Origin of the sequence: Gulosibacter sp. GYB002 (assembly GCF_036577665.1) — a bacterium.
GTDB lineage: Bacteria > Actinomycetota > Actinomycetes > Actinomycetales > Microbacteriaceae > Gulosibacter > Gulosibacter hominis.
Genome location: NZ_JARBDD010000001.1, coordinates 17551 through 31210, shown reverse-complemented (window position 1 = coordinate 31210; position 13660 = coordinate 17551). Strand labels below are relative to the sequence as shown.

Annotated in this window: 15 protein-coding genes; 1 reads left to right on the top strand and 14 read right to left on the bottom strand. The window is 63.8% G+C overall.

From position 1 onward, the window contains the following. Nucleotides 1–89: 89 nt before the first annotated feature. Complete coding sequence (locus PV375_RS00160) at nt 90–848, top strand: ABC transporter permease (protein WP_332105619.1); 759 nt, start codon at nt 90–92, stop codon at nt 846–848. A gap of 26 nt (nt 849–874) precedes the next feature. Here PV375_RS00160 and PV375_RS00155 read toward each other — a convergent pair whose 3' ends face one another. From PV375_RS00155 to PV375_RS00090, 14 genes are all read right to left on the bottom strand, one after another. Further along, nucleotides 875–1246: a hypothetical protein gene (locus PV375_RS00155; RefSeq protein WP_332105618.1), complete on the bottom strand. Its 372-nt coding sequence runs from the start codon at nt 1244–1246 to the stop codon at nt 875–877. A gap of 153 nt (nt 1247–1399) precedes the next feature. Then, nucleotides 1400–1642 carry a toxin gene (locus PV375_RS00150; RefSeq protein WP_201522022.1) on the bottom strand — a complete coding sequence of 81 codons (243 nt, stop codon included), beginning with the start codon at nt 1640–1642 and terminating at the stop codon, nt 1400–1402. Then, nucleotides 1639–1884, bottom strand: a complete 246-nt coding sequence (locus PV375_RS00145; RefSeq protein WP_201522021.1) for a ribbon-helix-helix domain-containing protein — start codon at nt 1882–1884, stop codon at nt 1639–1641. Before PV375_RS00145 ends, PV375_RS00150 begins: the two co-directional genes overlap by 4 nt. Nucleotides 1885–1984: 100 nt before the next feature. After that, the gene (gene mutM / locus PV375_RS00140) at nt 1985–2848 is read right to left on the bottom strand and encodes a bifunctional DNA-formamidopyrimidine glycosylase/DNA-(apurinic or apyrimidinic site) lyase (RefSeq protein ID WP_332105617.1); all 864 of its coding nucleotides are present in this window, start codon (nt 2846–2848) and stop codon (nt 1985–1987) included. A gap of 5 nt (nt 2849–2853) precedes the next feature. After that, the gene (gene rnc, locus PV375_RS00135) at nt 2854–3591 is read right to left on the bottom strand and encodes a ribonuclease III (protein WP_442903912.1); all 738 of its coding nucleotides are present in this window, start codon (nt 3589–3591) and stop codon (nt 2854–2856) included. 3 nt (nt 3592–3594) lie between these two features. Beyond that, nucleotides 3595–3798, bottom strand: coding sequence for a 50S ribosomal protein L32 (gene rpmF, locus PV375_RS00130; RefSeq protein ID WP_201517404.1), 204 nt, complete (start codon nt 3796–3798; stop codon nt 3595–3597). A gap of 235 nt (nt 3799–4033) precedes the next feature. Beyond that, the gene (locus tag PV375_RS00125) at nt 4034–4573 is read right to left on the bottom strand and encodes a YceD family protein (protein WP_332105616.1); all 540 of its coding nucleotides are present in this window, start codon (nt 4571–4573) and stop codon (nt 4034–4036) included. 37 nt (nt 4574–4610) lie between these two features. Beyond that, a complete protein-coding gene (gene coaD, locus PV375_RS00120; protein ID WP_201522018.1) occupies nt 4611–5111 on the bottom strand; it encodes a pantetheine-phosphate adenylyltransferase in 501 nt (166 codons plus the stop codon). Nucleotides 5112–5176: 65 nt separating this feature from the next. Further along, on the bottom strand, nt 5177–6427 hold the full coding sequence (locus PV375_RS00115; RefSeq protein ID WP_201522017.1) for a Dyp-type peroxidase: 1251 nt from the start codon (nt 6425–6427) through the stop codon (nt 5177–5179). Next, nucleotides 6428–7099, bottom strand: coding sequence for a copper chaperone PCu(A)C (locus tag PV375_RS00110; RefSeq protein WP_201522016.1), 672 nt, complete (start codon nt 7097–7099; stop codon nt 6428–6430). Then, the gene (locus PV375_RS00105; protein WP_332105615.1) at nt 7096–7734 is read right to left on the bottom strand and encodes a copper resistance CopC family protein; all 639 of its coding nucleotides are present in this window, start codon (nt 7732–7734) and stop codon (nt 7096–7098) included. Before PV375_RS00105 ends, PV375_RS00110 begins: the two co-directional genes overlap by 4 nt. Before the next feature lie 102 nt (nt 7735–7836). Further along, complete coding sequence (locus tag PV375_RS00100; RefSeq protein WP_332105804.1) at nt 7837–9987, bottom strand: ATP-dependent DNA helicase RecG; 2151 nt, start codon at nt 9985–9987, stop codon at nt 7837–7839. Next, nucleotides 9987–12443 (bottom strand): DUF3488 and transglutaminase-like domain-containing protein, encoded by a 2457-nt coding sequence (locus tag PV375_RS00095; protein WP_332105614.1) that lies wholly within the window; start codon nt 12441–12443, stop codon nt 9987–9989. The genes PV375_RS00100 and PV375_RS00095 overlap by 1 nt, the downstream gene beginning before the upstream one ends. After that, complete coding sequence (locus PV375_RS00090) at nt 12440–13657, bottom strand: DUF58 domain-containing protein (protein ID WP_332105613.1); 1218 nt, start codon at nt 13655–13657, stop codon at nt 12440–12442. Before PV375_RS00090 ends, PV375_RS00095 begins: the two co-directional genes overlap by 4 nt. Nucleotides 13658–13660: the final 3 nt, after the last annotated feature.

The following is a 13660-nucleotide window of genomic DNA, read 5'->3' as shown; positions in this document are numbered from 1 at the left end:
CTGAGTTTACCGGCGAGGCGACAGTCTGCGGCGCCAACGGGCCACAGACGAGCAGTACGCTGAGAGCGCGAGCACACGAAAGGATGGCGTTGACCGACTGGCTCAATATCACCCGCATCGTCGCGGTCTGCATCCTGATGGCCGCCGTAGCGACCTGGCTGCTGTGGCAGGCCAAGTCACGGCACGGCTTCGCACCGCTCACCGCGATTTTGCGTGCCGCCGCCCAGCTGGCGGCACTCGTGGTCATTTTGCAGTTCATGATCACGAGCGTGTGGTGGGTGCTGCTGTGGCTTGCGGTGATGCTGGTGGTGGCCGCACTCACCGCTACCCGCAGCATCGGGTTCGACCGCATCGTACTGCGGGCGGTGTTGTTGTCAATACTCAGCGGAGCCACCGTCGGAGTGCTCGTTGCGTTCGCTACCGGCGCGGTGGAGTTCGGCGCCCAGTATTTGCTGGCAATCGGCGGCATCGTGATCGGCAACTCGATGAGCGTTGCCACACTGTCGGCAAAACGGATGCGCGAACAGCTGGTTGATCATCGGGATGAAATATTCGGTTGGTTGGCGCTTGGCGCAACCATGCGCTTTGCCACGGCCCGTTTTCGTGCCGAAGCTGTTCGGCTGGCGACAACGCCAAATATTGACCAGTCAAAAACAACCGGACTGGTGGTGTTGCCCGGAGCCTTTACCGGCGCCGTATTCGCGGGTGCGAGCCCGGTTGAGGCGGGCCTGTTTCAGATCGTCGTGCTCTCAACCATCATGCTCTCGAGCGCCATCACCGCGGTGCTGGTCACTGAGCAGCTCGGCTCGCCGCAGCAGCTACCGGCACCCGACGGGGCCGCCGCTTAGGCGATCCCGGCGGGAGGCGGCTGGGATCAGCTCTCGTGCGGCAGTTCGATCCGCACGGTCACCCGTGGTGCCGGTGGGCTTGAGCGCGGCGGGCCAAAAATTGAGTCTTCGCGCGGCCGCGCCGAGTCGTTATCGCGCGCCGCATCATCTGACGCACCGTCGGGGGCGCCGGCCCGATCGGGCTGGTCGAGTTCGGCCTTCACGCTGGGGCGCGGGGCTCGCGCTCCGTCCATCGCGGGGGTGCTGTTGTGCTGCGCGGAGCCCGCGGGGTTGTCTTCGGGTTCAAGAACGGTCGAAACCACGGGTGCGAGCACGCATCCAGACAGCACTGCCGTTGCAAACGCGGCGACGGCTGCGGCGCCTAGCAGCCGTCGACCCACATTCGCTTGCGTTCGCATATTCATGAGCGTAGTGAGCCGCAACCCGAATTGCATCATGCAGTAGGACTAGCCGCGTGCATCCCGCAGCCGATAGCCAGCAAAATATCGCTGTGCTACTCGATCAGCGCAGACGCTGACAGCGCGGGCACGTCCCCAGCCATCGCGAGGCCGCTACGGCAGTAGGTCCCAGAACTGCTTGCGTGCCGGCATGGCATGAATCACAAGTTCCGAGCCGCTCTCGAAGACCAAGACGACGGTCTCCAACAGCCGCGACTTCGTGTCGAAGCCGAGCCGAAGTTCACGGTGTGGCCAGTCATCATCATCCAGTGGTTCGATCCACTGCGACCAATAGGCCGCCTGGATAATGTCCTCGGGTTCAAGCCCGTGCTTAAGCGCGCTCGGATGCAGCTTCATGCCGCAAATGCAGCTAAGGCCTGGCGAATTGCCTCGGACCGTGACACCTGCCCTGCCCTGGCAATGGCATCCAGCGCAGCCAGCTCCTCCGCCGTCAGACGCACAGCCACGACCTGCATGGGCTCAGCCCCACGACCGGGACGACCTCGCCCACGTTTTTTTAGCAGCTCGACGTCATAGCCAGCCTCGGCTTCGTCGACCCACGCCTGGATCTGCTGGTCGGTGACCTCGTTCTCCTTCATGGGAATATCGTAAACGAAATACTGCGCAGAAAGAAGGCCAGATTTCGGATCAGAGCTGCCACAGCACCTGAGCCGTCAGGGGCGGGCCAATCAAACGAGATCAGCGCAGCCGCTGACAGCGCGGGCAGCGGAACGATGACCGGTTCGCAAACGACTCGCGCAGCAGCAACCGTCCGCAGCGATCACAGGGCTCACCTGCTCGGCCATAGGCGTGCAGGCTGCGGCTGAAATACCCTGATTCTCCGTTGACGTTCACGTAGAGCGAATCAAACGAGGTGCCGCCCTCGGCAAGCGCCCGCTCAAATACTGCGCGCACTTCGCGCAGCAGCTCCCCCGCTTTGCGTGCCGAAACCGTATTCGCCGGCTGCGCCCAGTGCAGGCGCGCCGCCCACAGCGCCTCATCGGCATAAATATTGCCGACGCCCGACACCACCGACTGATCCAGCAGCACCGCCTTGATCGCGCGGCGCCCACGCCGCAAGCGGGCGCCTGTCGCGGCGGCATCAAACTCGGGATCGAGCGGATCGCGGGCAATATGCGCCACCTGCGATGGTGTACCGGATGCTGCCAGCGAGTCGATTGCCAGCGACCCGAACCGGCGCTGGTCAACAAATCGCAGTTCGTGTTCGTCGCCGGCCGGCGTCACCAGCCGCAATCGGATGCACAGCTGCCGTTCGTCGGGGGCGCCAACCGGTTGAATCAGCAGCTGTCCACTCATTCCCAGATGTGTCATCAGCACGCGAGTGGGCGCATCGGCATCAGCCAGCGGCAGCCATAAAAATTTGCCGCGCCGCTGCGGGGCCAGCAAGACCTGCCCCTCAAGGCCGTCAACAAAATCGAGTGCATCGCCGCGATGCCGTTTCAGCGCCCGCTCGTCGAGCACCTCGACGGCGGTCACCGTAGCGTCAGTCACAAAGCGCTCAAGGCCGCGCCGCACCACCTCAACTTCGGGAAGCTCGGGCATACCGGCTACCGCTTGCGGCGCTCGGTTCCGGTCACCTCGTGCCAGGCGTCAAGTGCCGCGGCCAATTCGGCCTGCTTCTTGGTCGTGGCCACACCGCTGGTGCGCAACACCACGGTGTCACCACGGCGCACTTCCAGCTGCGCGGTGAACACCCGATTGTGGTCGGGGCCGGTGCCGGTCACCGTGAAATGCTGTGTACCGCCACCGCGCTCGGCAAGCGCCTCTTCGAGCGCCGTTTTGGGGTCAATTGCCGCGCCAAAACGGTTGGCATCGTCTTTAAGCGGCTCAACCAGCCGCAACACCAGCGCATCCGCCACTTCGTGACCGCATGAAAGATAAGCGGCACCAATAATCGCTTCCACGGCGTCGGCCAGAATTGAATCTTTATCCCGACCACCGGTGATTCGCTCACTCTTACCGAGGTAGAGATAGTCACCCAGGTCGAGCCCGCGAGCAATCTCTGCGAGCGAGACAGCCGAGACCAACGCGTGGTGACGGCGCGATAGATCGCCCTCGGAGAGTTCGGGGTGGGCGCGATACAGCATGGCGGCCACTGCCAGGCTCAGCACCGAGTCACCCAAAAACTCGAGCCGCTCGTAATCAGCCACCCCGTGCTCGTAGCTGTATGACGAGTGTGTGAGTGCCTGTTGCAGCAGTTCGGGAATGAACTCGACCCCGAGTGCCTCCGCCAGTTTTGCTGACGGGGCCACCTCGGGGTCGGGAGTTACTGAGTGCTTCACCACCGATTAGGCGTCCGCGATCTTGCGACCCTTGTACTCGTAGTGCGAGGGGTTGCCGGCGGCGTCCTCAACGAGCTTGGCACGGTGCGGAAGGCTGTAGGTCACCTTGCCGTTTTCGACGGTCTTCACGAGGGTTGGGGCGGTTGCCTTCCACTGCGAACGACGCGAGCGGGTGTTTGAGCGGCTGAGCTTGCGCTTGGGCACTGGCATTGTTTGATTCCTGTTCTAAATTTTCGGTCACTACCGAGTCTGTCTGCTGGCGGCTATCTGACTTCGCCGTCCAGGTGTGGGCTGCGGCGGCGCGGTGCGTTTTCGCACGCGCTCTGCCGGATGCGGATCAGCGGATCGATAATCCCAATCGCACCTTCAACACATTTGCGCCCGGCACAGCCCTCAATCTTACGCGAGAACCTCGTCGCGCGCGACCCGGGTTTGCGGCCGCGAGCTATTTTTCGCGACTATCGTCCGCGAGCGCATCCGATCCGAGTAGCTCCTGCAGCTTTGCCCAGCGCGGATCCACCTCTGCTTCGGCTTCTGGTAGCGGTTCAACCAGCGGCGTACCGTCATTGGGGTTGAGGCCGAGGCAGTCGTCTTTACACAGTGGCTGGAAGGGAAGTTCGAGCACGAGTGTGTCGCGCAGCGGACCTTCGAGATCAATTTCGTCATTGCGCACAAAATAGTCGAGCGATTCGTCCTGATCATCAAGCCCGAAAAGTTCGGTGATCTGCCCGCTCCACTCTTGTTTGAGCGGCTGCAGGCAGCGACTGCACTCCCCCACGAGCGTGCTGGTGCACTGGGCGGTTGCGAGCACGCCGTCGACGAGGATCTCAATGCGCAGTTCGATCGTCAGCTGCGTGCCGGCATCAAGGTAGAGCATCCCCTCACCGATGCGTTCGGGCACCGCGAATTCGAGGGTGAGCTCTTCCATGGCTCCGGGGCGGCCAAGCAGCGTGGCCACATTTACAACATAAGGAGAGGTTGCCATGCCCCAAGTCTACGCAGCGGCGGTGCGAGCCGATCGACTAGGCGGCGTTCGGATCGCTCTCGCCCTGCAAAAACTCGGCCACCACCGGCGGCACATACGGCGAAACATCGCCGCCGAGGCCAGCGACCTGGCGCACCAGCGAACTTGATACGTGGGCGTGCTGCGGGTTGGGCATCATGAACATGGTCTCAATGCGGCCGAGGTGCCGGTTTACGATCGCCATCGGCGTCTCATAATCGACATCGGCGGCCGAGCGGATCCCCTTCACGATGACATTGGCGCCCACATCGGTGCAGTAGTCGACCAACAACCCCATGCTCCACGAGCGCACGATGACATTGTCGCGCGGCACACCCATCGCGATCGCGCGCTCGATGAGGTCGACGCGGCGGGCAATTGGCAACATCGCCGATTTGTCGGGGTTGTGCACCACCAGCACATGCACCTCGTCAAAGACGTTTGCGGCGCGCATGATGACGTCCAGATGCCCCAGAGTGATCGGATCGAAGGATCCGGGTACGACAGCGATTTTGCTCATGGCTGCCATGCTATTTGTCATTTCCCGAGTATCACCAGGATGTAGTTGGTCAGCCACAACTATTTTTACGCTTCAAAGAGCGTGTCGCCAATGAATCCTCCAGCCGAAGCTGCTGGCGGAATGGCAAACACGGCCGAACCCACCGGCACCGTCCAGGTGTTCAGCAGGTCACCCTCGTCGAGGCGCTGCTGAATCGGCACAAATTGTTTGAGCGGGTCGGCCTGCAGCGAACCGAACAGCAGCCCCGAGTCGGACACCTCGGCACCCATGCCGCCGACACCCGAGACGGGGTGATCGTAGTTGTAGGTGTGGCGCACGATCCGAATATTCGGGTCGTCTGGACGCGCCCGGCGAACGTGACTCATGGGGTTAATCACCGTGAATCCCACCGAAGTGCGGGCGTTGAAGTCGGGCTCATCGTGTTCGTTGACGCCGGTGAGTGGTGCGCCAGTGTCGAGGCGGCGACCAATGGATGCTTCGCGGCCCGGCAGATCAACCTCATCCCAGGTTTCCAAATTCATATGGATGCGACGCAACACAAAACTGGTGCCGCCCACGAGCCATTTCGGCCCGGTCTGGTCGTTGATCCACACCAGGCGGTCATATTCGTCGGTGTCGGCGGCAGCATTCACGGTGCCGTCGAGCTGCCCAAACAGGTTTCGCTGGGTGGTTCCTTCCGGCAGGCTTTGGTGCGCGTTGCGGAAGCCGGTTTGTTGCCAGCGAATGGTCGAATAGGCGCGCACGTCTTTCAGCATCATGCGCTGGGCGTGCGCCACGGTGAGGGGGTCGTCGCCCGCCACCAGGATCAGCAGGTCGCCGTGGCTCCAGCGGTCTTCAAGCCGGTCGATCGAAAACTTTGGCAGCGGCGCCAGCCACTCGGGTTTGCGGTCGGGCGCAACGCGATCAACCAGCCCCGGACCAAAACCAAAGGTGATGGCGAGGTTGGCGGGCACCTCTGCCATTGAGGGTTCTTGATCGCCCACCGGCGGGTTGCCCGCCATCAATCGATAGGCGTCGTCGCTGAGAATTTTCAGCAGGGAGCGGATGCGGTCGCGGTCAACCTCGGGTGCCAAATCAACGCCGATGAACACTCCGTGCGCGCGGGGCCGGTCGAGGCCGGCTTGATGCCTGCCCGCGGTGCTCGTGCGAGAGCGCCCGAATTCCGCAGGCTCGGCGGTTGCCGCCTGCACTGCGGCAGCCGCGCCAAGCGTGGCTACCGCACCGACACCGATACCGGCGGCGCCCACGAGCACATCGCGTCGGCGAACTCCCGAGCTCTGCTGCGCGGCCGCATCCGTTCTCTGCCGTTCAGTCACTTAGTGACCAGTCTCCTCACCCATTTCGTCGTGACCGTCGTGGTTGATACCGCCCTCGTGGCCGGCATCGTCGCCGTGGTCACCGTGTCCGCTGTGGTCCATACCGCCGTGTGGGTTGTTCCCCATCGACCCGTCGGGTGCGTAGGTCTCCTTACCACCGGTGTACTCCTTCACTTCGAAGGTGACATCGGCGGTGGTGCCGTCAGCAAATTCAATGGTGATCTTCACCTCATCGCCGGGCATGAGCGACTTCTGCAGGTGCATCAGCATGATGTGGTTGTCGCCGGGCTTGAGTTCGAGAGTGCCACCAGCGGGAATCTTAAAACCGCCCTCGATCTCCTGCATCATGCTCGAGCCATCAGCCTCGACGATGGTTTCGTGCAGTTCGACCATGCCGGCAACTTCTGCCTTGGCACCGATAATGTTGACCTCGGCGTCGGTGTTGTTCTTAATCGTGCCGAAGGCACCGGTCATCCCGTGGTCGTTCTTGTCGATGTCGACGGCCTTGATCCAGGGATCGGTCACGCTGATGGGGCCCGCTTCAACCACATCGGCGGCTGCGGCCGAGTTCTCGGGCTCAGCACCCTGGGCACCACAGCCGGTGAGGGCGAGGGATGCGGCGATTGCGGCCGAGATAGCGAATGCACGGGTTGCACGCACAGGCAGTTTCATTTGGATTGCTCCTCATTGGTTTCACTCGTTTGAGCGATGGTCACCGAATCGGCCGAAGCGGTGTTGTCGGCCGTTTTGCTGTGGCGCGAGGCCCGCACGATCACAAACACCACAATCGCCGCCACTACGATTCCGGCACCGATCAGCAGACCCATCATGGGCCCGGCGTTCGACTCCGATTCGTCCCCGGTGGCAGCGGCCCGCGGCACCTCGGTGATGACCTCAGTGCCGATGGCGAAATGGATTGCACCGGATACGGGGTGCCCGTCTTCCGAGACCACGCGCCAGTTCAGCACGTACGCACCCTGATCAAGCGGCACCAGTGACTGCGTGACGGTGCCTTCAGCAACACTCGGCTGCTCCGGCAGCTCGAGGTACTCGCCTGTTTCAGCGTCAAGTAGTGCCACCTCGGTGCCCAGTTCGAGGATGTTGCCCGAAAACGACATCGTTATTTGTTCCGGTGCAGCGTCGAGCGAGACGCCGTCGGCCGGATCTGAGTGGATGAGCCAGTCGTGGGCGGATGCAGGCGAGGCCGCGGTGATTGCGAATGCGATTGTGAGCATGACGGTGACGATCAATGCGGCGATCGCGCGGGAGACGCGCGTTGCAGCATGATCCCATCGCTCCAACAGCATGCGATTAACTCTACTACATGTAGTAGATACGGGCAATTTCCCTCCAACGAACCGGCAGCAAGATCAGGCCATTGCTCCATCATCTCACCGATCCGTCGCCGGTCACCCCATCTGCAGGTGTTCTCGCTCCCCCGAACCCAGTCGAGCCACCGCATCCCGCAGCGCCGGATGCTCCGCCAGCGTCGGATCGGCCGCAACGATGCGTTCAGCCTCGGTGCGTGCGGCCGCAATGATGTCGGTATCGCGAGTTACCCGCAGCAGGCGCAGCGAAGAAGCGCCGCCCGATTGCGCGGTGCCGAGCACATCCCCCTCGCTGCGTAACTCCAAATCACGCTCGGCAAGCACAAACCCATCAAGCGTTGCCGCCACCGCGTCTAGCCGCTCACGCGCGAGCGATCCGGGCGGCGCGCCGGTAACCAGCAGCGCCAGCCCCGGGTGTTCGCCCCGACCAACGCGGCCGCGCAACTGGTGCAGCTGCGACACCCCAAACCGATCGGCATCCAGCACCACCATGACGCTCGCATTGGGCACATTCACGCCCACCTCAATCACGGTGGTGGCAACCAGCAGGCCAATATCCCCCGCTGCAAACTCACGCATCACCGCATCTTTTTCGGCCGCATCCATCGCACCGTGCAAAGGTGCCAACCGCATCCCGGCAAACTCCGGCAGCCGCCGCAAATAGTCGAGCACCTCCACCACATTGGCAATCGGCCGCCCCTCCCCCGCCTCAGCACGCACCTCTGCCGGATCAATCGCGGGGCACACCACAAAGGCCTGCCGACCGCGGCCAATTTCTTCCGCCGTGCGCTGCCACACTCGACCAAGCCAACCCGGATGCTCGCTCGTGGCCACGACAAACGACTCGATCTCGCCGCGCCCGGCCGGCAGCTCACGCAGCGTCGACACTTCAAGATCACCGAACACCGTCATCGCCACCGTACGTGGGATCGGAGTTGCGGTAAGCACCAGCGTGTGCGGATCGGCGGCGCCACCCTTTCGGCGCAGCATCTCACGCTGTTCAACACCAAAGCGGTGCTGCTCATCCACCACCACCAGGCCAAGATCCGCGAACTCAACCCCCTCGCTGAGCAGCGCGTGCGTACCCACCACAATTTTTGCGTCACCGGTAACCAGGTCGAGCATCGTGCGCTGCCGCTCACGACGCCCCAGCGATCCGCTGAGTAACCGCACTCCCAGCTGCCGCGTGAGTTCGGGGCCGAGGGTGTGCTGAATCGACCGCAGATGCTGCCCGGCAAGCACCTCGGTGGGGGCAAGTAGCGCCGATTGCCCACCACTTTCGGCCACCTGCAGCATCGCCCGCACCGCCACCAGAGTCTTGCCCGATCCAACCTCGCCCTGCAGCATCCGATACATCGGCGCATCCGCCGCCAGATCGTGAGCGATCGTCTCGCCCACCCGCTGCTGATCACCGGTGAGCGCAAAGGGCAGCGCGGCATCAAACTGAGCGGTCAAGCCATCGCTCGCACGAATTCGCGCCGTGGCCACCCGTGCGCGAGTGCTGGCGCGCTGCTGCACAATTACGGTCTGCAGCTCAAGGGCTTCGGTAAATCGCAGCGACTGCTGTGCTGCCACCACCTGCTGCTCATTCGCAGGCTGATGAATCGCCCGCACCGCCGCATCAAAACTCAGTTCACCGCGCTCGTGACGCAACCGCTCGGGCACCGGATCAGGCAACTCCGGCACCCGCTCCAACACCAACTGCACCTGCTCGGCAATATCCCAGGTGCGCAATTTTGCGGTCGCAGGATAGATCGGCAGCAGCCGGCCGGCGCCCCAATCGGCAGCCGCCGCCACCGCATCCTCATCATCTGCCAGCAGGCGATAATCAGGCTGGGTGAGCTGCAGGTTCGTTCCGTAGCGGCCAACTTTGCCGCTGAACATGCCAACGGCACCCGGAACGAGTTCGTTTGCTCGCCACGGCTGGTTAAAAAACGTGAGCTGCAGCGTGTCGTGACCGTCACCGATCACCGCCCTGGTGAGCGACCCGCGCCGATTACGCATCGGGTTCGATTCGCAACTGATGACCGTGGCCACCACCGTGGCGTACTCGTCTTCTACCAGGTCGGCAATGCGGGTGCGCTCACCACGCTTGGCATAGCGGCGCGGCAGGTGTGCGAGTAGCTCGGCCACGGTCTGCACCGAAAGCGCACGCTCAAGTCGCTTCGCAGCTTTTTCGTCAAGCACCTGCCGCAGTGGCAGCGCCAGCGGAGTTTCAACCTCGCCGGTCATCATTTTCTCCGCCGGATGCGCCCACCGGTGCGACGCCGAGCGTTCGCGGCCCGCAGCGAGGCCGGGCGACGCTGCGCTCGTCGGCGCTGCGCGGGTGCGCACACCTGAGCAATCGCCTCACACACTGTGCGCACATCCGCCTCGTTGGGATAGCGTGCCGCAGCGTCCGGCTGCGCAAATGCGGCGTGATCCCACACCGCGGTTACTCGCTGCAGTGCCGCACGCACCGACTGCAATTGCGCATCCGATAGTGACGTCTCACCGCGCTGCAACTGTCGCAATAACTGGCCGCGTTCGGTGCCGATTGTGCCGGGGCGCAGCGTGAAGCCGTGGTCAATTGCCGTGGCCCGAATCTCTCGCCAGGCGGCTGCCGCCGCGTGCAATTCTGCATCAGCGCCGGTCATCGCACCGCTGGCACCAGCACGTACCCGATCGAGTCGAATACGTCGTTGCCGCTGCCGCAACCATCCCGGCAGCCGCAGGGCCACCACCACAGCCGCCGCAACTACCAGCACCGCAGCCGCAATCGGCAGCCATGCCGCTATAGCTGCGCCCCGGCCTGAGCGGCTGTCGACAGCATCGGGCTCGGGGGGATCGGAGGGAACGGTCGTTTCGCTGGGAGTCGGCGTGGGTGTCGGTGTCGGTGTGGGCGTTGGGGTCGGCAGGGCAACCGTCGGGTTGGCCTCGGTTTCAGCCTCATCGGTGGTACCTGGCTGCGGGGCCGGGATTTCTCCGAGGCCCGATGCCGGCGTGGTTTCAAACGGCACCCAACCGTATCCGGGCACCCAGAACTCCGCCCAGGCGTGCAAATCGTCACTGGTCACTTCAAACACCGACTGCCCCACCGAATTCACGCTCGTTTGAGAGCCGGGCGTGAACCCCACCTGGATGCGGGTGGGGATGCCGAGCATCCGCCCCATAACCGCCATCGAACTGGCAAAATGCACGCAATATCCACTGCGCATCTCAAGAAAACGGTCAATAACCGCAACACTCGTGCCGTCATAGCCGCCCGATACGGGAGCGCGCTCGGAATAGTCGAATGCGCCGCCGGTAAACCACTGTTGCAATTGCCGCGCCTGGGTGTACGGGGATGCACCCGGGTCGACGACCTCATTGATCGCGGCGCGAATATTGCTGAGCCGATCTTCGTCGGGCAGCTCAAGATAGAAGTCGAGTGCCTGCGGGTACTCGGCCGGAATCGACGCGAGTTCCTCGTCACTCGGGCGCAATGGCGCCGTGCTCACGTAATACGACTGCTGCAGCGACTCACCATCAGCCTGGCGCACATCACCGGTTGTTTCATCGCGCCGATATTCGCCCGACACTTCGGCATAGCTGTCGACAGCGGTGAAATGCGGCAGGTATGCCGAAACACCGGGCTTGAGGATGATGTTGACGTTCTCTTCCACGCCGCGGTTCCACTCACCCGACTCGAGGTTTCGCGGCGGCGACACCGGCTGTTCGGTGGGTAGCGAGCTATCGGCCGCAAACTCACGCGGACGCCACTCGGTGCCGTCATGGAAATCACTGAGCGAAACGAGCGATAGATACGGCAGTGTCCCCTCGGTTTGCGAGGTGGCATAGCTCAGCATTGTCACCGGCTTGCCGCGGCGCAGGTCATCACCCAAGTCGATGATGGGGTTGACGCGGTTGGTGGCCAGCGATGTGGTTGGCGCAACCGCATCCCACCACAGCCCGGAAGCAGGCGGGAGCAGCACGGCAATCAGCGACCCGGCCATAAGTGCCGCCAGCGCCGAGGTTGCCCCCGCAAACAGGCCACCGGCGCCCCGCCGGTCGGCCGCATAGCCGAGCTCGGAACGGGCCTGATCTTCGCAGGCACGCGCCCAACGCGCCGAAACGTACAGCAGCACCAGAATGAGTGCGAGCACGGCAAGCCACGCCTCCAGCGGCGCGGCGGGGCGACCGGCGGCGAGGTTGAGCGCTGGAAACACCAGCATCGGGATGATCGCGGTCAGTGGAGCGCGCAGCGCGAAGGCACACAGGTCGACCAGCACCGTAACAACCTGGACGAGCACGACCGCCACAAAGGTCACCGCGGGCGAATTTTGTAGCGGTGGCAGATCACTCGCCAGCTGCTGCACAAATTCGACCACTCGTTCAATCACGGCGGTGAATGCACCCAGCGGCGATGCCGGTTGTGCCGCGATCAGCAGCGTGATGAGCACAGTGGTGTAGGCGGCCAGTGCCGACCAGCCAACCGACGCGGTGAGCTGGCGCACGAGCTGTGCCACAAGCAGCACCGCGGCCGAGCTCAGCACCGCCGGCACGAGCCACTCCGGCGTCGAGGTGATGGGGGTAAGCAACGCTGCTGAGGCGGCGATGAGCGCGGTCAGGGTCATCGCCAGCGGCCACGACCCGCGGGCCGCAGCTTCGACAGCGCGGTCGCGCAACAGCGGACTGCGACGCGGGTGCAGCATGGTCAAGGCGCTCATGGTCGCACCTGCCAGGGGTCGCGGGCGGATGCATCCATCGCCACCACTCGCCAGCCGGCATGATCGAATCGAGCGGCTTCACGAGCAGCGAGGGATGCATTGGCGGCCGAACGAATGAGCACCGCTAGGGCGCTACCGGCACCGGCGGCAAGTTCGAGCAGCTCGGTGGCTGCGGGTTCGTCTCGCACGATCCCCACGTACACCAACGGGGTGTGTTTTGGCGGCAGTGCGGGCAGAGCTTCAGCATCTGCGGCTGCGGGCTGCACCAGCATGTAGCGGCGCATCACCTCATCCAGCGGCGTGGCTGCCGGGGTGCGGATCTGGTCGAGGGTTGCGCCCTCAATATCTTCGGCGGGATGGGTGGTGAACACTTCGGTGTCGTAGCCGAGATCGTGCAGCCGCTGGTGCACCGAGGCAGCAACCGAAACCGCCAGCTCGAAGGCTGCTTCATCGGCACCTGGTGCGGTGTCGAGTAGCACCCGCGCGACCGTTTCACCGTGGTGTTCTTCTTGCCGCACCTGCAGTTCGCCCACGCGCGCGGTGGCGCGCCAGTGCACCCGACGCATGGCATCACCGCGGCGATATTCACGAGTCATCACGTCATCGGCCTCACCGGCATGGCCGAGCGCCACCTCGGTTTCAATACCCTCCCGCTGAGCCGGAATTTCGAGCGCGGCAACATCGCGGATGCTCGGCCAAACCTCAATCGTTTGGGCGTCGCCAAGTTCGCTCACCCGGCGGGTTGCGCCGAGCCCGTCAATGTGTTCCAGGTAGAGCGGCCCAACGGTTTGGATACCCCGGCGCAGTTCGCTGAGCCCGTAGGCGATGCGGCTGCGACGGCGCCCTTCACGAGGATGCAGCCGGCTACCGATTGCCCGCAACACGCCGCCCACCGAGCGAGCCTGCGCACCGGTGATGGTGTCGGCATACGCTGCCGCCGGAAGCGGCACCACCGACTGGTTTTGCACCTCAACAACTACGCGCAGCCGATCACCGGCCGAGACTGTCGCGGGATAGACGGTGCGGGTGATCGTCAACCGCGGTGGAAAAACCATGCCGATCAGGTACACCACCACGGGTACAGCGGCGATGACCACGCCGCAGTACCGCAAGGGCTCATGTTTGAGCAGATCTGCCACCAGCGCGAGCACCACGCCGCCAATGAGCAGCCCCCACCCGCGGCGGGTGAGGCGCAGTCGGGTTTCGGCCCCCACTGC